General features: G+C 41.4%; 13 protein-coding genes and 2 pseudogenes. 7 read left to right on the top strand and 8 right to left on the bottom strand.

The features are described 5' to 3' along the window. Positions 1-115 precede the first annotated feature (115 nt). The 3 genes and pseudogenes from ACM0OR_RS17500 to ACM0OR_RS17490 form a co-directional block, all read right to left on the bottom strand. A complete protein-coding gene (locus ACM0OR_RS17500; RefSeq protein ID WP_414577726.1) occupies positions 116-5,536 on the bottom strand; it encodes an AAA family ATPase in 5,421 nt (1,806 codons plus the stop codon). A 455-nt stretch (positions 5,537-5,991) separates the two neighbouring features. Next, positions 5,992-6,141, bottom strand: a pseudogene (locus ACM0OR_RS17495) (colanic acid biosynthesis glycosyltransferase WcaL); the annotation flags it as partial. Positions 6,142-6,225: 84 nt separating this feature from the next. Beyond that, positions 6,226-7,098: a class I SAM-dependent DNA methyltransferase gene (locus tag ACM0OR_RS17490; RefSeq protein ID WP_414577725.1), complete on the bottom strand. Its 873-nt coding sequence runs from the start codon at positions 7,096-7,098 to the stop codon at positions 6,226-6,228. A 225-nt stretch (positions 7,099-7,323) separates the two neighbouring features. Here ACM0OR_RS17490 and ACM0OR_RS17485 point away from each other — a divergent pair. The 7 genes and pseudogenes from ACM0OR_RS17485 to ACM0OR_RS17455 form a co-directional block, all read left to right on the top strand. Then, positions 7,324-7,671, top strand: a pseudogene (locus tag ACM0OR_RS17485) (hypothetical protein); the annotation flags it as partial. An 849-nt stretch (positions 7,672-8,520) separates the two neighbouring features. After that, on the top strand, positions 8,521-9,813 hold the full coding sequence (locus ACM0OR_RS17480) for a glycosyltransferase family protein (protein WP_414577723.1): 1,293 nt from the start codon (positions 8,521-8,523) through the stop codon (positions 9,811-9,813). A gap of 61 nt (positions 9,814-9,874) precedes the next feature. Further along, positions 9,875-11,128, top strand: a complete 1,254-nt coding sequence (locus tag ACM0OR_RS17475) for a glycosyltransferase (protein WP_414577735.1) — start codon at positions 9,875-9,877, stop codon at positions 11,126-11,128. A gap of 2 nt (positions 11,129-11,130) precedes the next feature. Continuing rightward, complete coding sequence (locus ACM0OR_RS17470; protein ID WP_414577722.1) at positions 11,131-12,291, top strand: glycosyltransferase family 4 protein; 1,161 nt, start codon at positions 11,131-11,133, stop codon at positions 12,289-12,291. Next, complete coding sequence (locus tag ACM0OR_RS17465; RefSeq protein WP_414577720.1) at positions 12,292-14,094, top strand: ABC transporter ATP-binding protein; 1,803 nt, start codon at positions 12,292-12,294, stop codon at positions 14,092-14,094. Between the two features lie 67 nt (positions 14,095-14,161). Beyond that, positions 14,162-15,142 carry a phosphotransferase gene (locus ACM0OR_RS17460; protein ID WP_414577718.1) on the top strand — a complete coding sequence of 327 codons (981 nt, stop codon included), beginning with the start codon at positions 14,162-14,164 and terminating at the stop codon, positions 15,140-15,142. 171 nt (positions 15,143-15,313) lie between these two features. Beyond that, entirely contained in the window at positions 15,314-15,856 is a 543-nt protein-coding gene (locus tag ACM0OR_RS17455; RefSeq protein WP_414577716.1) for an iron uptake porin, read from the top strand. Between the two features lie 125 nt (positions 15,857-15,981). On the opposite strand, the gene ACM0OR_RS17450 is transcribed toward ACM0OR_RS17455, so the two are convergent. From ACM0OR_RS17450 to ACM0OR_RS17430, 5 genes are all read right to left on the bottom strand, one after another. After that, complete coding sequence (locus tag ACM0OR_RS17450) at positions 15,982-16,455, bottom strand: PepSY-like domain-containing protein (RefSeq protein WP_414577714.1); 474 nt, start codon at positions 16,453-16,455, stop codon at positions 15,982-15,984. After that, positions 16,455-18,065 carry an ATP-binding protein gene (locus ACM0OR_RS17445; protein WP_414577712.1) on the bottom strand — a complete coding sequence of 537 codons (1,611 nt, stop codon included), beginning with the start codon at positions 18,063-18,065 and terminating at the stop codon, positions 16,455-16,457. The genes ACM0OR_RS17450 and ACM0OR_RS17445 overlap by 1 nt, the downstream gene beginning before the upstream one ends. A gap of 330 nt (positions 18,066-18,395) precedes the next feature. Then, positions 18,396-19,064, bottom strand: coding sequence for a response regulator transcription factor (locus tag ACM0OR_RS17440; protein ID WP_414577710.1), 669 nt, complete (start codon positions 19,062-19,064; stop codon positions 18,396-18,398). A 162-nt stretch (positions 19,065-19,226) separates the two neighbouring features. Then, positions 19,227-20,153, bottom strand: coding sequence for a carbohydrate ABC transporter permease (locus ACM0OR_RS17435; protein ID WP_414577708.1), 927 nt, complete (start codon positions 20,151-20,153; stop codon positions 19,227-19,229). Positions 20,154-20,232: 79 nt separating this feature from the next. After that, positions 20,233-23,577 carry an EAL domain-containing protein gene (locus ACM0OR_RS17430; protein ID WP_414577706.1) on the bottom strand — a complete coding sequence of 1,115 codons (3,345 nt, stop codon included), beginning with the start codon at positions 23,575-23,577 and terminating at the stop codon, positions 20,233-20,235. Positions 23,578-23,614 lie beyond the last annotated feature (37 nt).

Below are 23,614 nucleotides of genomic sequence, written 5' to 3'. Positions count from 1 at the left end.
AGACGCTACACAAACAAGTCGGAAAAACCGCCCATGTTCAGTTGTGGGGAAATTGCGTCTTCAAAACTGGATTAAGATCATTGCGATCGCCTCTAGACTACCCAAGGGCAATTCCCTAAGCAATTGGCAATGTTAATAAAAACTCAGTTCCCATACCTAGTGTAGAGTTAACCGCGATCGCTCCTCCATGTTTTTCCACGATAATTTGCTGGGCGATCGCTAATCCTAAACCTGTTCCTTTGCCTACTCCTTTGGTGGTAAACAGGTGATCGAAAATTCGTGCTTTGACTTCTTCTGGTATTCCGTTCCCATTATCACTGATGGCAATTTTTACCTGTTCACCTGCAACCGTTGTCTGAATTGTAATTCGATTGGGGTTGGCTTCAATCTCAGCAACACTACATCCCTGATTCGATTCATCCAACGCATCGATCGCATTGGCCAAAATATTCATAAATACCTGATTTAATTGACCGGGAAAACATTTCACGTGGGGGATCTTGCCGTAGTCGGTGATAACTTCAATGGCTGGGCGGTGTTCGTTGGCTTTGAGGCGATGACGTAAAATCAGTAGGGTACTATCGATACCGTCATGCAGGTTAAAGGGCTGTTTTTGGTCGCTGTCGGCGCGGGAGAAAGTACGCAAACTCTTGCTGATAGCTTTGATGCGATCGCCTCCGTCTTTCATCGCCTTGATTAATTTGGGCAAATCTTCCCGCAGATATTCCAAGTCAATCGCCTCTAGTTCATCTTCAATTTCACTACCGGGGTGGGGAAATTTATCGAGGTAGAGGTCAATCACTCCCAACAGGTCGTTAATATATTCTTGGGCTGCACCAATATTACCGACAATGCAGCCAACGGGATTATTGATTTCGTGAGCAACGCCTGCAACTAAGTTACCTAAAGCAGACATTTTTTCGTTCTGCACCATTTGCACTTGCGCTTGCTGAAGATCCTCTAAGGTATGTTGCACCTGTTGATAGAGACGAGCATTTTCGAGGGCGATTACGGCTTGGCTAGAGAGGAATTTGAGAACGAGGAGGCGATCGCTCGTAAACACGTTACTCGTAACTTGATTTTCGAGGTACAAAATGCCGATTAAATTACCCTGATTAATTAACGGCAAACATAGCACGCTCTTGGGCTGATGCTGATGGAAATAATTGCTGATCACACCCGGTAGATCAGTTTTTAAATCATGGATGACGACTGTTTCTAAAGTATTTTTAACGTAGTGAATCAGCTTTACGGGAACGGTAGGGTTGTTTTCAAGCGGAGTGGATTGTAAGGTAGTTTGCTCGAAGTTAGCTATCACTCGTACTTGCCATTCGCCTTTATGAAACAGTATCAAACCACAGTAATCAGCCCCAGAATTTTCCAGCATTGTCTGAGTCAATGTTTGCAGTAACTTATCTAATTGAATGGTGCTGGAGAGTGCCTGAGATACTTGCAGAAGCGCAGTAAAATCGAGCATATGGTTGATGTTAGTGCTAGAGGAACTCTGGTTACGGGTGGAGTGGCTGTCGTAACCAGAAGTAGAAATGCTAGTGAAGGTATCTAAAATGCTAAAGGGCTGAATAACTGGTTGTAGTATGGGGCGCAGTAGTTGAGGATAACGGGTTTCTAAATCATCAGTTTTGGCTAGGCTACCCCAATGAGCGTAGCAGTAATAGGCTTCCTGCATATAGCCTGCGGCGACTTTTTCCTTGCCCCAGTTGAGGTAGAATTTAGCAGCAAGTTCGTTAGCTAGAGCCGCGTCTTGGATGTAACCGTTGGTTTTGGCAAGGGCGATCGCTTGGTCATATAATTCTATTGCAGGTATTTTCTCCTCTAAAACTCGATGTTTTTCAGCTGCAACTAAATAGAATTTATGTTGATAATTTATGGGAGCATGACCTGCCCATTTTTGCATCTTTTGTTGATTGTTTGTAATCTTCTCTAAGTAATTAGATTGTTGATGGCTATCTAGTTTTTGATACACAGAAAGCATACTCAGGGATTGATAAAAATTCTTTAATGGCACAATCAATAAACCAGCCGCACCCTGTTCATACTCTTCAAATAGACTGGCGTATTCAACAGCTTGTTGGTCTGCGCCAAACAAATAAGCTAAAAATGATTTAGCTAGATAAACGTAACAAATGCCATTGGTGTTGCGACTTTGAATTAAAGAAGGAAGCGTGACTGTTTCGTCAAAAGATTCACCAACTAGCATTTGAGGATCATCAGCCTTAGCTCTTAAATTCATGACAGTTTGTCGCCATGTATTACCCCAAATCAAAGATACATCTTGTTTGATATCCTGCATCAAAGAGCAATACTTATTAGCTTCAGCTTCGGCAGATTCTAGATTTTCGCCTGTCCAAAATAAAAATTGAGCATAACAATTGGCACAATAACCAACATATTCTAAATCACCAGTTTCTAATCCACTCTTAAGACCTTCTAAGAATATGCCTAAAGTGGAGTTAATGTCATCTTGCCAATGTTTAATAAATAGCCCGAAAGTCAGATAAACTTTACTTTTCAATTCTTTGGCATTAAATTTATCCAAAATTGTCATAGCTAGCTGGCCGAATTGATAGCCATCTATAATTTCTGCCGATGCACACAAAAATAATCCATAAAGACTGTAGGCGATCGCAGATTGAGGAGAGTTACCATATTGAATACAGATATTCACCATCGTGAATATCTTTAAAGGTAACAGCATAGGTTTGGCAAGATAAATCGGGGCAAACAAACCACATAAAATTCTTAAAGCTGCACCTTGCTGTAAATCACTCAGTTCGGGTAAATTCACTAAGTCTTCAATCAAACGTTCCCCAAATAGCGACTTCAATCGACCATGTTCAGCGATGATGGTTTCCATATCGCCATCTTCGGGAAAATCAATACCTAGTAACCCTAAAACTTCTCTACCGATATTAATTGCTTCTATGAGTTTGTTTTGAGCAGTATAAGCTTGAATTTGAATTTCGTAAGCTTTAATTTTATCTAAGGTATGTTTGGCGTTTATAAGTATTTCTTTAACTAGAAATTCGGAAGTAGGAAAATTCGTGTTTAAATATGCCGATTCTGCTACCAAATTATACAAACTCAGGGTGAGTTCATATTGATTTTGCCAACTATCAGATTCTAGGAGCTTTATTGCCGTATTTAAATAATCGACAGCAACGACATAAGCAGTAGCAACTTTAGCTTTACGTCCAGCTATTAAATTTAACTTAACTAGCTGCTCTTTTTGCTCTGCTTCAGTGAAATAATCAATACCTACATTTAACTGATTAACAATATCAAAAATACGATTTTCTAATTCTGCTTCCGGAGTGGAATTTAAAAGTAGCTGACCAATTCTTAAATGAGTTGCTTTTTTTTGCTCTTGGGGAATTAGGGAATAAGCCGCTTGTTGGACACGATCATGTAAAAACTGATAACTGACTGTAACGTGGCGATGACCGACCGACGATCGGAGACTATCGCCTGGTATTTGATGTGAGCTAGATTGAAAAAACTTATATGTTTCACCAATGGGCAGAATTAACTCTTCTTGCAATGCCTTCCACAAGATTGTAGCCGTTTCTGCCTGAGATAGTTCAGACACGATCGCCAACGTATTTAAATCAAATTGATTACCAATACAAGCTGCTAACTTCAAGATATCCTGAGTATCTGGCGGCAGTTTTTGTAACTGCAATGCCATAAACTCGACTACATCATCTGTCAACGCCGCTTCTTGCACCTGGACAATATTACACTGCCAATGTCCGGCTGCTAAGTGAAAATAAATCAGTCCATCCTGATGCAATGCCTTAAGAAATTGCGTGGCAAAAAAGGGATTACCCTGGGTTTTTTGATCCACCAATTTTGTCAAAGGTTGCGCTAATGTTTCTGTACAATTGAGGGTATCGGCAATCAGTTGATTGAGACTGGTTTGGCTCAATGGTTGTAGAGTGATTGTGTTCAACTTTGCGCCTGTTTTCTGAATTGCCTCCAGGGTCAACATCAACGGATGTGCAGCAAATACTTCATGATCACGATATGCCCCAATCAGTAGTAAATAGCCTGTTTTTGACTCCGCCATTAATCCTTGTATGAAGTTAAGGGAGGCGGAGTCTGCCCATTGTAAATCATCCAAGAATATGACTAAAGGATGCTCAGGTGTCGTGAAAATGTGAATAAACTTCTGGAATAGCAATTTAAACCGATTTTGTGCCGCATTCCCAGATAACTCTAGTGCGGGGGGTTGTTGCCCAATCACCCGTTCTAATTCGGGAATCACGTCAATGATGACTTGTCCATTTTCGCCTACAGCCTCTAAAAGCTGGGTTTTCCAAGTCTGCAATTGCTCATCACTTTCACTCAACAATTGCCCCATCAAATCGCGGAATGCTTGCACAAAAGCCGAGAAGGGAGTGCTGCGATTAAATTGGTCAAACTTGCCTTTGACGAAATAGCCCCGTTTCTCGACGATGGGCTTATGAACTTCATTAACTACAGCAGTTTTCCCAATCCCAGAGAAACCAGCAACTAGCATTAGTTCTGATGTACCGTTGCTGACGCGATCAAATGCTTGGAGTAGTGTAGTAACTTCCTCCTCCCGACCATAGAGTTTTTCAGGTATCAAGAAGCGATCGCACACATCCCGCGTTGCAATCTCAAATTTCTCAATTATGCCTGTTTTTTGCAGTTGATGGAGACAAGTTACCAAATCATGCTGCAAACCCAATGCACTTTGATAACGATCCTCGGCGTTCTTGGCCATTAATTTCGCCACGATTTGTCCCATCACCAAGGGAAGTTCTGGCTGCAATTCACACACCGAGGGTGCAGGTTTAGCAATGTGACAATGCACTAGTTCCAAGGGATCATCTGATGGAAATGGTAACTTTCCTGTTAACAGTTCAAACAACGTCACACCCAAAGCATAAAAATCACTGCGATAATCTATCCCTCGGTTCATCCGTCCGGTTTGTTCGGGTGCAAGATAGGCGAGTGTCCCTTCTAAGACATTAGGGTGTTTAACTGCTTCAGTTTCCTTGGGTAGCAGTGAGGCGATGCTGAAATCAATCAGCTTAATTTCTTTGGTATGAGGATGAATGAGCAGGTTGGCGGGTTTGATGTCTTTGTGGATGACGCGGTGTTGATAGAGATCATGGAGAATATTTGTCAGTTGGATGGCGATCGCTAATATGTCTCCCAAAGACAAAGGGTGGGCTTGACTATATGCTCGCAGTGATACACCACCAAAATCTTCCATCACCAAGGCGTAGCTGTTACCATAGGTTTCTAGAGAAGTTGGGCGGACAATACCGGGAATATACAGATTTTTAGCGATCGTGTATTGATTGCGAAACTGCAATAGTTCACTGAAGCTAGGATAGTCCCGCCGGAGTAGCTTAATCACCACAGGTTGCTCTGAATTCTCTGCCAGTCGTATTCCACGATAGACAAGCGTTTTAGAGCCGTGATAAAGCTGCTCAATCAACTGATATCCAGACAGCAAAACGGTTGTATCTACGGTTGTATTCATGGACAACGACCTCATCTTACAGGTTAAACTGCATAGGATATATTAATGCTTAGTATGCCCATAATTTGATTAGGTCTAACGTTGTCTATCATCAAACAAGGCGAAGCAAAGAATGGTGTTCCTAATTAATAGGACGATTTTTACCTCACGTATACTGCTTCGCAGAATCCGCAGGATATAGGCAAAGAATAAAAGAATGATCCGCAGAAAGAGGATGAACACAGCGCAAAGTTTACTGTGAAACCTGGGTCAATTCTTGTAGTAGTGAATCTGCTTTTTTGATAGATGGTAAATCAAGTTTGTGTTGTGGTAACATCTGGGCATAGCGGTTATTCAGAAAGTTATTGAGTTTTCTATCCCACTTTTTTAATAATCTTTTTAATGGCTTATTTTCATTGCCAAAGCTGAGTTGACGAACTAAAGGTTTAATAATCGTTGGATTAAATAGGATAACTCGGATGAACCTTACCTGTATAATTCTTAGGTAAACCATTCACAGGATAAATATAAACCTCATGTCCACGGTCAATCAAACCCGTAATTTGATGAAGAATAAAAGCCTCAGATAAAACAGGAAACCGCCAAACAATAAAAACCACCTTCATAGTAAAACCTCCGCGTCAATCCGCGTCAGCTAAACTCTTATGTATGAGTCATTTTGCTATTTTTGCCAAAATTTTTGTAGGTTCTTATTTTGGCAAAGGTGTTGCCTGAGATAACTGCCAAAGTTGGATGGAATAACACAGATGGTTTTCAAAAATAGCTCGTGCTGCTAATCCCTCAGCAATTGGCTTTTCTAGCCAACGGTTAAACGCCCAACGACCGAGTGCGTGTAATGGTGGGAGTGCGATCGCCACAACATCAGCAATATATTTAACTGTAGTCAGCCCAAAAGTACGGAAATTATCAACACACAAGTCAATCGTTGGTGCAATATGGGTTGAAATGTCTTCAGTCTTGATTAACTTGAATCCAGACTGTTCTAACGCCGCTTGGAGTTCGCTGGCGACATGACAATTAGAAAAAATACCTTCTCGGTATTCGGCATCAAAACGCATCATATCTGCAAGCAGCAGGTAGCCACCACTATCCAATAAACGAGCCGCACCTTGAGCTAAATCGAGAGCAGCAATATATTGACTGCTTTCGCTAAATAAGATGAGGTCGTAGGAGTTTGAGGTGTGAAAATCTTCAAATCTCGTTAAGTAGAAAGGTACTTGGCCATTGGTATTTTGAATAAATATCTCTTGCTGGACTGCATCAGGTGCTAATCCCTCAACAATAAAACCGCGATCGCACAAATACGCTGCATTACCACCAATCCCACAGCCGACATCCAGCACAGTTTTTACACCCTCTGGGATAAAACTCAAAAGTTTAGCTGTATATGCTAACTGCGCCACACGCAGGCGAGTCAGAGTTAATTCTTCACCGCTTCTAGGTAGTGGCTCCCAATACCCGTAATGAAGATAGGAAGAACCTGTAAGCCCCATATAGTAATCTATCGCTGCATTTTGGTAGCGAGTCGCTTTTGGAATATTGATGAGTTTTGGTTTTTGCATTTATAAATTGGTAGAAACAGTTACACATTCATGCTTAATATTCCAAGCGATATCAGTTTGTTAATTTTGTCGTTTGATTAACTAACGTATTACTGGAAATTTCTGCGTAATACTAAATTTGGCGTTGCATAAATGCGGGATGAATCAGTTAAACACAGGTATTTCTCTATACTTCAAGTAATGAAGTAATAATCTAATGTAGTAGATCCTAATTCATCCCTCTATTATGCAACGCCTTACCCCGATACTAGGCTTAACTTTGAATTTGGCATCGACAAGCTTTTAGATTATCAAAATAATTGGACAGAATTAGAAGCCAATGATAACCCATTTGCAACTGTAGTCATGGCGCATTTAAAAACGCAGCAAACAAGTAAAAAGCTAGGAGAACGTAAAACTTGGAAATTTAGCTTAATTCGCAGATTGTATGAATTAGGATTACAGGAGAGGGATATTCTTAACCTGTACCGATTTATTGATTGGGTTATGATTTTACCAAAAGCTTTGGAAGGAGAATTTCGGCAAGAGTTAAAGCAATTTGAGCAGGAGCGGACTATGAGCTACATTACCACAGACTGAGGTAGTTTTTGATGGAAATAAAGAATTGTATTAGCTAACTCGTTTTTAACACCGTATGGTTTTTATCTACTAAAAACAGGTCAGGTTGAAAGTTAATTGCGGCTGAGAGAATTAATTGCGATCGCAATTTCACTATCTCTTCAATGCCCATGCCCAGGTACTTTACCAGTGAAGTTGGAATACATATGCCAGAAACATCCGGTTGATGTTCTGTTGCTGATACATATAATTACTGATTTACATAAGTTCTTTATGAAACTTGTATGAGAAACTTTTCATCAAGCTGTTAAGCATACTTAACAGTATTTTCCCAGTTCAAACCAGGGGTAATCACTATTTGTCTATGAAGCGAATAGGCGAGATTAGACCTCTGGTGCTGGTTTCATGAGAAATTTCTCATATTTTCTTAATTACCTTCTCATAAAGATTTGATTAAACTTGATTTAAGTCAAAGTTAAATAAGACTCAGTATTAATTCACTCGTACCCAGGAGATAAGCCGATTAAAAGAGTAAAAAGATTAAAAATGAAGTTAAATAGATATTAACCTAATAATCTTATGTTTAACACGCAATTTAATCGATTTTTGCCATATTTCTGATACTCAAGCCGTTGATTAATCAAATCACTATTGCTACTCCTCTTCACATTTGTATCCACAAACTAAGTATTTATACTAAGTGGCTGATAGCAATTCCCACTGAGGTGAGGTACACCAACAAACAATTAACCGCCGATAGAAGAGGATAAACGCAGCGAAAAGTATGATTAGGGTTTTCTTAGAGTCGTTAGTTTATTGGCAAAATTTTGAATTTTCTCAACTCCATAAATATGGTATGTTCTGATGAACAACTTGTTACCCCATTCTGGAGAAATCACCAGAACATCGGCTAGTATCGTGTCTTCGGAGGCTAGTAGTTTATCTAGTAATACTCGTAAGTGGCGCATTGCTTTATATTCCCACGACACAATGGGGCTAGGACACAAACGCCGTAATTTGTTGATTGCTCAAACTTTAGGATTTTCACCCCTACAAACCGATATTTTAATGATTAGTGGCATTCAAGATGCCAGCAATCTACCAACACCCCCAGGTGTAGATTGTTTGACTCTTCCGGCTTTGCATAAAAACATTGATGGGCAATATCAGGCACGAAAATTGAATCTATCATTGCAGGAAATTATTACACTGCGATCGCAAGTTATCCTCACCACCATCAAAACATTTAAACCTGATATTTTCATTGTGGATAATGTACCGCGAGGAGCAGTCAGAGAGCTAGATCCCACCTTAGATTACTTGCGTAGGGAAGGGAAAACTCACTGCATTCTAGGTTTGCGGGATATCTTAGATGAACCTGCTTCCGTGCGTCGAGATTGGAAACGAGCCGCTAACGAAGAGGCGATTCAAACCTATTATGATCAAGTTTGGGTATATGGCGATCGCAACATCTACGATCTAGCCAAAGAATATCGCTTCCACCCCAAAACCGTTGCTAAATTCCGCTACACAGGCTATCTTGACCAACGTAGCCGCCTCAAACATCTGAATTTAGACACCGTTCAATCATTTAAAGCCCTCAATCTACCATCTGAACGCTTAGTATTATGCTTAGTAGGCGGGGGACAAGACGGAGCGATGTTAGCCGAAACATTTGCCCATGCTGAACTACCACCAGACATGAACGGTATTATCTTAACAGGCCCCTTCATGCCGCGAGAAGTTAGGCAAAAACTTCACAACTATGCAGCGCAACGTGACAATTTGCGTGTGTTGGAATATTTAGCCGAGCCGACAATGTTACTACATCAAGCCGAGCGCGTGATTGCGATGGGTGGTTACAATACCACTTGTGAATTGTTGTCATTTGGCAAGCGATCGCTCATTTTACCTCGTGTCAAACCCCGAAAAGAACAATTAATTCGGGCTGAACGGTTAAAAGAACTAGGCTTAATTGATTTCCTGCACCCAGATCAATTAACATCAGCTGCATTAACCAACTGGTTAAAACTTGACATTGAGCCACCTCCAGTCCGTAAATTCCTCGATCTCAAAGGACTAACCCGCATTCCCCAATTCGTCAATGAAATCCTTATGTCTACTCATCAAGCATCCCCACAAGCAAAAGCTTCTTGAACAGTCATTTGTCAAACGCAAAAATCCCACCTCCTCAATTACGAATTACGAATTACGAATTATGTCCATGCGTGTCGCTTATGTTCTCAAACGTTATCCCCGCTATTCTGAAACCTTTGTTGTTAATGAAATTTTGGCTCATGAAGCGGCTGGCATAGATATAAAAATTTTCGCTTTAAGACCACCATCAGACACGCACTTTCAAAATATTATTTCCCAGGTGCGTGCGCCTGTCACTTACATTCGCAAGCCACTTCAAGGACGGGTGAGCGATTCCCTCAATAGTCTCGCACCTACAGCCGCTAGCTATTTTTGGGCGGAATTACAAGAAGCAAGTCAAGTTATCCCTGATTTTTGGTCAAAATTGGCATTTGCTCAAGGTGAGAAAGCTAGCACTGTCTACCAAGCTGCATGGTTAGCACGAGAAGTAAAACTCAAAGGTATTACGCATTTGCACGCTCATTTCGGCACTGTAGCCACTAGCGTAGCTCGCCTAGCATCCCACTTTACAGGCGTTCCCTATACTTTCACCGCTCATGCTAAAGATATCTTTCATGAAAGCGTGGAATTTGCGGATATGGAACGTAAGCTAAAGGATGCAGCTAGTGTAGTGACTGTCAGTGACTATAATCTCAAATATCTGGAGAAAATATACAATCTAGCTGCAAACCAAGTTCAACGCATCTATAACGGGTTAGATTTGCGACAGTTACGATATTCTTCTCCGGCTGAACGTCCACCATTAATTATCTCAGTTGGTCGGTTAATTGAGAAGAAAGGGCTATCTGTTTTAATAGATGCTTGTGCGATTCTCAAGCAGAAAAATTATGAGTTTCAGTGTCAAATCGTTGGTACTGGTGCTTTAGAATCAACTTTGCGGCAGCAGATTCAGGATTTAGGATTGCAATCTTGTGTGCAAATTGTCGGTGCGCGTCCCCAAAATGAGGTGTTTGATTTGGTACAGCAGGCTGCTGTGTTTGCCGCGCCTTATGTGATTGGTAAAGATGGTAATCGGGATGGTTTACCTACGGTTTTACTGGAAGCTATGGCTCTGGGAACTCCCTGTGTTAGTACGGTGGTGACGGGTATCCCTGAAGTCGTGCGTGATGGGGAGACTGGGTTGATTGTAGGGCAATATGATGCGGAGGAATTAGCCACTGCTCTTGGGCAACTTCTGAAAGATCCGGCTTTGCGGGTGAGGTTGTCTACTCAGGCTAGGGAGTTGATTGAGTCGGAGTTTGATATTTGTCGTAATACGGCGGTTTTGAGGGAGTTATTTTTCACGCAGAGACGCGGAGGCGCGGAGGAGGTATGAAGGTGAGAGTTGCTTATGTTTGTGCTGATGCGGGGATTCCTGTTTTTGGGCAGAAGGGTTGCTCTATTCATGTGCAGGAGGTGATCCGGGCTTTAAAAGGGCAAGGTGGACAGGTTACATTGTTTGCTACTCGGATTGGGGGAGAGTTACCGGCAGATTTGGCTGATGTGGTGGTGCATCAACTTCCACCTGTTCCTAAGTTAGAACGGGCGATTCGTGAGCAGGTTGCTTTGGGGATGAATCCGGATTTACGGTTGAGTTTGGAGAAGTTTGGCTCTTTTGATTTGATTTATGAGCGTTATTCTCTCTGGAGTTATGGCGCGATGGAATATGCCCAAGCGATGGGTGTTCCTGGTTTGTTGGAGGTTAATTCGCCTCTGATTATCGAACAGGCACAGCATCGGGGTTTGATTGATCGTGAAAGTGCGGAAGCTGTGGCGCGTCGGGTGTTTTCAGCCGCTACAGGATTGATTGCTGTTTCCGATGCGGTGAAAAGTTACTTGCTGGATTATGTGGATGGTAGCAAGGTTCATGTGATTCCTAATGGTGTTAATCCTCATCGCTTTTCTAATCTGCGTTCTGCAAGTCAATCAGATAGTTTTACAGTGGGTTTTGTCGGTACTTTGAAACCTTGGCATGGATTGCCCATCCTGACGGAAGCTTTTAGTCTACTGCATCAACGTGTTCCCCATGCCAAACTCTTGATTGTTGGTGATGGCCCGGAACGGGAAACTCTGGAAGTTGAATTAGTTGCACGGGGATTAGATGTTCATACTCAATTTACAGGTGCGGTGAATCCTGATAAAATTCCTCAGTTATTAGCTGCAATGGATGTGGCTGTCGCACCCTACGCCGCACAATCTGATTTTTACTTCTCGCCGTTGAAAGTGTATGAATACATGGCGGCTGGTTTACCTGTAGTTGTTAGTCAGATTGGACAATTGACAGACTTGATTGATCCGGGGGTGAATGGTATGCTTTGCCCTCCTGGTGATGCGATCGCTTTAGCTGACGCATTAGAACAATTATGGCGATCGCCTAATCTGCGTCACAGTTTAGGACAGGCGGCGCGTGAAACCGTGATAGCTCATCATACTTGGGATGCGATAGCTCAACAAATTCTGCATATAGCGTCTCCATTATCGGTGGAGGTGAAACGATAAATGCCAAAACCCAAAAAATTAGCTGTTCCCGGTTTGTGGGGAGTGCTGGCTTATTTCTGGCCTGATATTCGTCCCCAGTATGGACTACTTTTGGTTTCGGCGATCGCTTTAATTGCAGATGTCGGACTCCGGGTATTAGAACCTTGGCCGCTCAAGTTTGTCTTTGATTACGTTCTCCTGCGTGGCGAAAGGCTTAATACTCTTCCCCTGATTACTAGTCTAGAACCAATCACATTACTGACACTCTCAGCCGTTGCAGTCTTACTCATCACAGGCTTACGCGCCCTGGCTGCCTATTGGAGTACCGTGGGATTAGCCATAGTCGGTAGCCGAGTTATGGCGAAGGTGCGGAATCATTTATATTGTCATCTGCAAAATTTATCTTTGGCTTATCACACCAAAGCCCGTAGCGGTGATTTAATTATCCGTGTCAGTAGCGATGCTAGCCGTCTACAAGAGATTATGATTACGGCAGCATTACCCCTAATAGTCAGCATTCTCTCTCTATTTGGCATGATCGGGGTGATGTTTTGGATGAATCGCAGCCTCACCCTGCTTTCACTCATCACACTACCGTTCTTTTGGTTAGTTACAAACCGACTCAGCCAGCGCATCAAAGATTCCTCATTAAAGCAACGTCAACAAGAGGGTGCTGTAGCAGCGACGGCGGCTGAGTCTATTGCAGCGATTAAATTAGTGAAAGCCCTCTCCCTACAGGATGCTTTTGCACGGGTATTTGCTCAACAAAATCAGAGTAGTTTGAAAGAAAGCGTCAAAACCCAACGCCTAGCGGCTCACTTGGAACGTACCGTTGATGCGGTAATTGCAATGGGAACAGCAATCATTTTATGGTACGGCTCTTGGTTGGCTTTAAGAGATGCTTTAACCCCTGGGGATGTGCTGATATTCCTTACCTACCTGAAGAATGCCTTTAAGCCAGTGCAGAACTTCGCTAAGTATACTGGACGACTAGCTAAAGCTGCGGCTTCTGGTGAGCGTATTTTAGATGTGTTAAATCAGAAACCAGATATCAGTGATTTACCGGTTGCCTTCCCCGCCCCAATTTTCCGGGGTGCGGTGCGTTTTGATCACGTCCACTTTGCCTATGACTCAGGACGCGTTTTACTGGAAGACATCAATTTAGACATTCAATCGGGACAGCAAATAGCGATTGTGGGGACTTCTGGTGGTGGTAAATCGACGTTAGTGAGTTTATTATTACGGCTTTATGATCCCACATCTGGGCGGGTGATGATTGATGGGCGGGATATTCGAGAATATACATTGGCATCATTCCGTTCCCAAATTAGTGTAGTTTTGCAAGATAGTCTCTTGTTTGCTGCAAGTATTAGAGAAAACATTGCTTACGGGATTGCTGGGGTGTCTGATGCGGAAATTGAAGAGGCGGCGCGTTTAGCTCATGCTCATGATTTTATCCAAGCTTTACCGCAAGGATATGACACCCTGGTGGGGGAAAGAGGCGCAACTCTTTCGGGGGGACAAAGACAACGGATTGCGATCGCTCGTGCTGCTATTCGTCAAGCTCCTATCTTGATTTTAGATGAGCCTACTACGGGGTTAGATAAGGAGAGTGAGAAGGCTGTAATTGATGCGTTGCAAAGGTTGTCTGCACATCGCACGACTTTTTTGATTACTCATGATCTAGATTTTGCTACTCGTGCAGATATGATTGTTTATCTGGAAAATGGGCGGATAGTGGAACAAGGTTCTCATCTGGAATTGATGCACAAACATGGGCGTTATGCGGCTTTGTATGAGGTGCAGGCTTCTTTGAGGGTTTAGAGAGGGGAGATAAGAGAATTTTTTTAACGCGGAGGGGCGCGGAGGTATGCGCGGAGGTACGCCGAGTATGGATTTTAGTGATGGGAAGATGCCTTTTTTGGCGGATGCGGTTGATCGGGTGCGGGTGGAGGAGTGTTTTGAGGGGTGTTTGGACATAGCTAAAAATTGTCGTGTGCAGAATGTCCGGGTGATTCGTCATAAGTTGGGGCGGCGTTGTTTGATTGAATATGAGTTGATTGATGATGCGGGGGAAGTCATTACGTTAATTGGGAAGGTGAGGGCTAAGGGAACTGATTTTCATAGTTATCAGTTACAGAAATCTCTCTGGGAATCTGGATTTGGTGATGATAGTCCTGATGGGATTTCTGTCCCTGAAACTGTGGGTGTGATTCCTGAATGGCAAATGTGGTTGCAGCGTAAGGTTGAGGGGGTGACTGCTACTCAAATGCTCTCACAAACTAACGGTATTTTACCTGCAAAACTCATTGCTGAAGCTGCTTATAAATTGCACCAAGCTAATATTCTTCCTCGTCGTTCTCATAGGATGTCAGATGAATTAAGAATTTTGCATGAACGGATTCCATTAGTTATGGAACAATATTCACAATGGCAAGCACGTTTAGAACGCATATTAGCAGCTAGTGATGATTTAGGAGAAAACACGCCAGAACCAAAAATTTGTGGGATTCATCGTGATTTTTATCCTGATCAAGTCATTATTAATAATTCTCGTTTGTATCTACTTGACCTAGATTTATATTGTGCAGGTAATCCGGCAGTTGATATCGGTAATTTCATCGCTCATCTGCAAGAATACAGTCTGCGTAATTTTGGTAATTCCCAATTATTACAAGAGTATGAAAATGCTCTAACTACAAGATTTATTCAGCTTACAGGCGATGAACTTTTACCTGCAATTAAAACCTATACTACCCTAACATTAGTCCGACATATTTACATAAGCACCCAATTTCTTGAACGTCGTCCTTGTACCGAAGCATTATTAAATCTCTGCGAACAGCAACTCAATATAACTCGTAATTCGTAATTAATTATATAGCGTTTCCTAATCTGCTGAGGTACTGAGTAGTACACCACTAATAAAATAGAGGAAACTCCGCGCCCCTCTGCGTTAGAAAACATTAGTTATGTACCTCACGTAACTAGGAATCGCTATAAATTTAGTGACGCAGATTTTGATTTTCAGGAGATATAATTAATGGGTTCAATTTTTTGTCAGCAAATACACCTGAGTTGTTTAATCATTGCAATTATTTTTAGTAGTATAGCTAAAGTTAGTGCAACAACTATTCCAGTAGGAGAAAATAGTAAATTAAATAAAATTATATTAGTTTCTCAATTAACGGATATTACCCGTGATAGTTGGGCATTTCAGGCACTACAAGCATTAATTGAGCAATATGATTGTGTTAGTCAGGAGAATACTGACAATCAAAGCATGACTAGATATGAATTTGCCACTAAATTAAATGCTTGTATTCTCAAGATAAATAATAGTAACTTTGATAAATTTAATCGAGAAACGTTAACTACAATCCAAAAACTACAAACAGAATTTTCTGCGGAATTAGCAATTTTTAGCAACCGCATAAATTTATTAGAAAACAAGATATCTGCATTAGAAACACAACAGTTTTCGCCCCAAGTTGAGCTAGAGGGAGAGATTATCTTTGCTGTGAGTGGAGTCGCTGGTGGGAAAAAAATTTATATTGGTACAGTTCGGACAACTTTTACCTTCTAAGTATCAGTAAGTGGAAGAAGTCCGAGGAGTAGATAGAGATGAGGTAAAATTTCTACCTCACCACTCCTAACTCACCACTCCTATCTCCTAACTCAGCACTCAGCACTCCTAACTCAGCACTCCTATTAATCCTCATATAAATCAACTTGAAGATTACCATTACTATCAAGATATAATTCTTCTTCGAGTTCTCCGTCAGTAATATCTACTTCATAAAATATGCCTTTAGGCGTAATTTCAATTTCATATTTTGTGACAATAAATCCAGGGCGTTTTTCCTTGATGCGTTCTAATACAATAGGAGGAAATTCTTTCTCCGTCACATAGTATTCCGTTTCTAGCCATTCCCCGGTTGCGGAAAATTCTGCTTCGTATTGGATATTATCTTCAGTAAAAACTGCCTCATAACCGTAATCATGTCTTTGCCAGGTATGAGGAATATCAGGATATTTCGCTTGGAAAGCTGCTTTTACGGATGGAGGAACTACTATGGATTTTGGCTGATTTGGGGAATAGTAACAAGCTAATAAAAATGTTAAGAGAGATAAACTAATAACACTGCAAATAATTGATTTAATTGCTGTAATTTTCACTGACATTATTGAATTAATGTTCTTATTTGGGGTGATTCCAACGGTAAGGTAATTGTGAAGACAGATCCTGCTCCTAGTTCACTTTCTAGGGTAATTTGTCCGCCGTGTGCTTCAGCAATGACTTGCACAATGGATAATCCTAACCCAGCACCATCAGAACGACGGCGACTGTTTGCAGCACGAGCAAAACGCTGAAAAATTCTCTGTTGATCAGCTGGTGCAACACCTACTCCTGTGTCACGTACCCAAAAGCTGATTTTACCCCGGTGAATCATTGAACCCAGAGCAATTGTATCAGTGTTGTTTGTATGTTGAGTAGCATTTTGTGCCAAATTCATCATAGCCTGAGTCAGACGTTGACGGTCTCCAACAATTTTACCTCTGGCAACAGCTTCAAGTCGCCATTTGCGATCGCCAAGCCCTTTAACTTTAGCAAATAATTCTTCAGTGAAAATGCTAACATCAACTGTTTCTAACTGCAAAAAATCTGGACGCTCCGCCTTTGCTAGTAACATCAAATCATTGACAAAGCGGTTCATCCGTTCTAACTCATCCATTACTATAGATAGAGTTTCTTGTATTTCCTGCGGTTCATTACCCATCAATTCTAAATGACCACGAATGATAGTAATAGGTGTGCGCAGTTCGTGTCCAGCATCGTTAATAAAATTGTGTTGACTGGTAAAAGCTTCTTGCAACCTATCCATCATGTCATTAAAAGTAGCTCCTAATTCTGCTAGTTCTCCACTACCATCTATAGTGATGCGTTGATTTAAATCTGTTTCAGTAATTGTGCGAGCCGTCTGAGTTAGTAAGCGCAAAGGTGCAAGAATTTTTCCCGCAGCAAACCAAGCTAAAACTAAAGCAAATAGCACAACAACTACACTCACCTGAACAATCACTGCTAAAGCTTCTAACACTTCTCCACGTTCCCCAGCCGTGGTGTGAGCAACGACTAACACTCCCATGACTTCGCCGTCAATTTTTACAGGTTGAGCCTGATAAAGGATACTATCAACTTCACTCCCAAGGATGACCTTTTCTCCTTGCGCTGGTTTTGTTAACCTTGCCCAATCTAGAATGATTTTTGCATCTCTATCCATTTCTTTTGGTCTAGCTCTAGGACTTGATTTATAAAATCTTTCGTCCATTAATGCAATCAAAAAGGCATCATCTTCTGGGAGTTGATTGGCTAAGAAAGCATCAAAAAAATTTCTTAACTCTGTTTTTGTCTTTGGGGGCTTCCGTAGACGGGTATCATTGTTTCTAAGTTTATCAATAACTTCAAGAATTTCTTCATCCAGAGGCTCAGAATTGTTACTTTTACCCCTAATTAATTGCTCAAATATTTCTATCTTTTCTCTTGCTTCATCATTTACACGCTGATCAACTTGTGCATATAAAGCCTGACGAATTGCAGGAATAAAAACCAGAAAAATCACAAATAAAATTATCGCATACCAGGCCAAAATCCTTGTACGCGTAGCCCAAAAAAAGCCTCGACGATGTTTTATATATGTTTTCGCTATTGTAGTTTGATTGTTCAGCACTAATCTCAGACTGTCGGGATTAAATAGAGAAACTTGAGATTTGTCTCTCTTTGGTTGTTTCCCCATATAAACTATAAATTTGTGGGTTTTATACGTGTTAAAAATTGGGATTTGAAATATTAAATCTAAAAGCCCAATCTTTACATCCAAAATTCCGGTCATATAGGGAACACACACATCTTACGACAGAATTTATATTCTGTAGATCAGGCGAAAAGGTTACAATCGAACCTATAGCGTTTATTCATCACATCGGGTATATCATAGCCGCCTCCTTGCTTCCGGGGAGGCGGTTAGGGGCGGAGTTATTGTACCCCACTCAACCGATAAACACTGTATGTTTATTAGTTTCTAATTATCAGATGAAAAAATCATGAAGCTTTGATGAGAAAATTCTCATGTTCGCAGACGATAACCCATACCTCTGACAGTTTCAATTAGGTCACTACCTAATTTTTTGCGTAAATAACCCACATAAACATCAACAATATTTGAGCCTGGGTCATAGTCATAACCCCATACCCTATCCAATAATTGTTCACGACTCAAAACTTGCCCAGGATGGCGAAGGAAGGTTTCTGCAAGCGTAAATTCCCTTGCGGGTAACTCTACTATGTTTTGACCCACTTTTACTTTACGCGATCGCAAGTCTAAAACCACATCCCCAAACTTCAGTACCATCTCTTCGGTAGCTTGACTGTTACCACTATTACGCAACCTAGCTTTTATCCGTACTAACAATTCTTCAAACCGGAAAGGCTTAGTTACATAGTCATCTGCACCAGTTTCAAAGCCTACGACTTTATCTTGAATGTCATCACGGGCAGTTAAAATAATGACTGGAAAATTTTCTCCTTGTCCACGTAGTTCTGCCAATACATCTAAGCCATCTTTCCCAGGAAGCCCCAAATCCAAAATCATTAAATCAAAACAGCTACTTAAAGCCATATTAGTGGCAGAATGGGCATCAACGGCTAAAGACGTTATAAAGCCATGAGAACGCAATCCTTTCTCAATAAAAGCCGCTATGCGGGGTTCATCTTCCACAATGAGAATTCGATTCATCCGATGCAACCTATGGTGATGGTTCTAAAGGTAAGACAACCATAAAACTAGAACCTGTTCCCAATCCCCTGACCTATCCCCTGACCTATCACCTGACATATCCCCTGTCACCTGTCACCTGTCACCTGTCACCTGTCACCTATCCCCTATCACCTGTCACCTTCAAACCAGACTATCCCCCCCTGATTGACTAATTACTAATCGTAAAACTGATAAACCTAAAATAATCAAAAATAGCACTAATCCGATTGTACAAGCATAGGTAATTTCTAAATTACTAAATGCTTGTTCATAGAGATAATAAACAATTGTTTTGGAACTATTAAGAGGGCCACCTTGAGTCATAATAAAAACTTCTTCAAATACCTTAGTCGCGGAAATGGCTGAAATGACTGCGACTAATGCTAAGTAAGGCTTCATTAAAGGTACAGTAATATCCCAATGTTTGCGAATACCATCTGAACCATCAATAGCGGCAGCTTCATATACATCTGCTGGAATTGATTGCAACCCAGCTAAATAAATCACCATGTAATAACCTAGTCCTTTCCAAATGGTGACAGCCATAACACTAGCTAGAGTAATGGGTACGATGCCGAAAATTTTCGCCGAACTAGTCAGCCAGGGAATACCCTCTGGGAACAGACCTAACATTTTGAGGAATTGATTTAGTAACCCATTTTCTGCATATAGCCACTTCCAAGCTATCCCCGCAACGACCATAGAAATAACTACTGGCGTATAATATGCTGCTCGAAACCAATTAATTCCTCGTAATTTTTGATTAACTAAAATTGCCAATCCTAAAGGAAAAATAACTAGAATGGGAACTACACCAACAAGATAAAAAAACGTATTTTCTAAAGTTTTCCAAAAAACGGCATCTTGCCACAAACGGAGGAAGTTTTTAATTCCTATCCATTGGGGTGGTAGGCTGAGGTCTTCGTAGCTAGTAAAGCTGAGGTAAAAAGCTTGTAGTGCAGGCCAGAATACAGTTAAGCCCAGCAGAATCAAAGCCGGCAGTAAAAATAAATAAGGAGTTAGTTGCCGTTTGATGACTATCCAATCTTTAGACGTTAATTGTTTCATAAAATATTTATATTCGCTGATTACACCAGCCTGGGAAGGCAAACTAGTTGGGCATCTCTTCATCAATAAATGGTATCAGCTATTCTAATTTTTCTACGGCTTGCTGTATAGTAATCAGACTCTTCTCCCCCTGCTCCCCCTGTACTGTCAGCGATTGATTCCCCTTTACCTCCGCAAATTTTTTGATCAGTAGTGTCTCAATTTCATGGGCAGCTAAAGGGTGAGAAAATAAATAACCTTGACCAAATTCACATCCAAGTTGCTGTAACCGTTGGAGTTGCTGCTGTGTTTCAATACCTTCTGCCACAACTGCCAATCCCAGTTGATTGCTGAGTGTGATGATAGTTTTGACGACTTGATAATTTCTCTGCCCCTCCTCCATTTGGTTAATAAAGGAACGATCAATTTTCAAGGTGTCGGCTGGTAATCGATGCAGATAATTGAGTGATGAATATCCAGTACCAAAATCATCAATGCTGATTTGGATTCCTAGTGTTTTTAACTGCTCTAATACGATGATTGTCTCAGTTATATTCTCAATCAGAATACTCTCAGTAATTTCTAGAGTGAGACAATTACCGTCTAAACCAACTTGAGTCAGAATTTCTTCTACATCCCTAACTAAAGTAGCTTTGCAGATATCTTGAACTGAAAGATTCACACTTACCTTGAGAGCTAATTTACTATCAAACTGAGTTTGCCAATTTCTTAGTTGTTGACAAGAGGTTTGGAGTACCCAATGATCTAGAGGGACAATCAGACCTGTTTCTTCAGCTACGGGAATAAATTCTGTAGGAGAAACAAAGCCGCGAGTTGGGTGTTGCCAGCGTACTAATGCTTCAACACCGATCAAATTATTGTTATTGAGATCAATAATTGGTTGATAGTAAACGATAAATTCTTGTCGTTCCAGTGCTTTTCGCAGGTCACTTTCTAAATTGAGTCGTTTCAGTGCCTGGATGTGCATCTGGGTATCAAAAATTTTATAGCAGCTTTTCCCTTGAGCCTTAGCTCGATACATGGCAAGATCAGAATCTCGCAGTAAATCTGAGGCTTGATGATAACGGGCTGTTCCTAATACTATGCCAATGCTCGTGGTGATAAATACTTCATGTCCGTTAAGCATTAATGGAGTTTGAAATTCTGCTAAAATCCGCTTGGCAACCATGACGGCTTCTTCAATGTTTTCTACGCGTTCAAGTAGAATCACAAACTCGTCACCACCTAAGCGAGCGGCCAGATCCATGAGACGAATTTTGGATTTTAGCTTCTGGGCAATGATATTTAGAAGTTGATCTCCGGCTAAATGTCCCAAGCTGTCATTAATGATTTTAAATCGATCCATATCGAGAAACAAAACCGCGAAATGATAGTTTTCAAGTCGCTTGGTGCGCTTAATAGCTGATTCCAATCGCTCCATGAGCAACTTACGATTAGGTAAGTTAGTTAGAGAATCATGTAGCGCGTTGTAAAGTAGTTGTGCTTCTGCATCTTTGCGTTCACTAATATCGGTGATTGTGCCAACATACCCTGTGATTTTTCCGGCAATATCGGATTCGGCTACAGCTTGTCCAAACACCCAAGTCACAGTGCCATCAGGTTTTTGAAATCGATACTCTAGCTGAAAAGGACGATGTTCTCTGGCGGCAGAATACCACTCAATAAAAACTTTGTCTTTGTCGTCGGGATGAATACCTGTCACCCATCCAAACTGGATGGCTGTTTCAGAAGTTAACCCAGCAATCTTGCACCAGCGTTCATTGACGTAAAGGCAATTTCCTTGCACATCGGTACGAAAAATGCCCACTGGAGCGGCGGCGGCTAAAGAAGCATACCGTTGTTGACTTTGGCGGAGGTGTGCTTCTGTTTGTTGTCGTTCTGCTAGTTCAGTTTGCAGTTGTTGGTAAGCAGTAGCTTGTTGAATCGCGATCGCCATTTGGGTAGAAAGCTGTTCTAATAAAGCTGTTTCTTCGGCTTCCCACTGTCGAGGGGCTTGGCTTTCAACGACATTCAGCAATCCCCACAGTTTATCACTGTTGATAATTGGCACTAAAATTTTAGCTCTAGTCTGTAAACGTTCTAGTAGTTGACGGTGACAATCGCTCATCTGTGTAGTGTGTATATCAGACACAACTCGAATTCGTTCTTGGCGATATATCTCAACCCAATTAGCCGCGAAACAAGAATCGTGAATTTGTTTGCCCAGATAAGAAACATGACCATTGGCTACCGATTCCGCAACCACAACCATGCTCCAGTCTGGTTGAAATTGCCAGATGTTGACGCGATCGCAGTGTAAAAGCGATCGCACTTGTATAACTGTCGTGTCAAGAATATCTTGCAGGTGCAGAGAAGACCGAATTTGGGTAGCAATAGTTGCAATTAACTTTTCCCGTTCGGCTTTGGCCTGGAGTTTAGCTGTCCGTTCTTGGATTTGCTGCTCTAATTCGGCGTTACGATTTTGCAGCAGTTCTAATTTCTCTGTTTCTAAGCAAGATATCCGATGTTCTAAGACTCCAACTAATTGATTTAACTCTAGAGGATTGAGGACTTTCAGAATACTAGTCTGGGTAACGATACCTAACAACTCGCCTTGCTTACCAATCACCACTAAGCGTTTGACCAAGTATTGCTGCATAATCTGTTGCACAATCCACAGCGAGTCTTGAGGACTGACTGAGAACACGGGTGTACTCATGACAACCTGTGCTTGTAAATTCTCAAAATTTAGTTTCAAGGCTTGAAACTGGACGATATCTCGCTCTGTGACAATGCCAACTGGTAATTGTATGAGTTTACCTTCTTTGTCTTGAAATCTTTCTTCTACAAGCACTACCGAACTTACCTGATGTTCTGCCATCAAGCAAGTTATAGCTAGCATAGAAACACTGGGATCAGCACAAATCACTTCCGAAGTCATGACATCGGCGACGACACGGAGGTGCAGCAAGTCTATGGGGCGGGACAATTGCCGCAAGCTTTCATGGGTGAGTATGCCGACGATTTGGTTCTGCTCGTCAACTAGTGGTAGGTGGCGAATCTGATATTGCTGGAGTAAATTGACGGCAAAGAACAGATCAGTAAATGCAGATTGCGGCAAGGAAATGACTGGATGTGCCATCACCTCACCAATTGTGAGATTTTCTAGCGATCGCTTTTGAGAACTGAGGCGAACTACATCTCGTTCCGTAAAAATGCCTAATAACTTATTGTCTTCTACAATCAACACGCAGCTCGAACGCGCCTCTAGGTATAAGGCGGCAAGTTCAGTATCTGCCTCTTGAGAAGATGAACATACAGCACGAATCCCACTCATTTGGGCGATCACTGCTACCACAGATGTATTTGGTGAAACTATTAGTGGGTTACGAACAATGGCAGATTCCAGATCAGCTTCTGTTAAAGCAGTCGATGATATGAACATTCGTGCAATGGTATGTAAAATTTCTTAACTTATCATG

It is taken from the genome of Anabaena sp. CCY 9402-a (assembly GCF_963920945.1).
Taxonomy (GTDB): domain Bacteria; phylum Cyanobacteriota; class Cyanobacteriia; order Cyanobacteriales; family Nostocaceae; genus Trichormus; species Trichormus minutissimus.
This window is presented reverse-complemented; position numbering and strand designations above follow the sequence as displayed.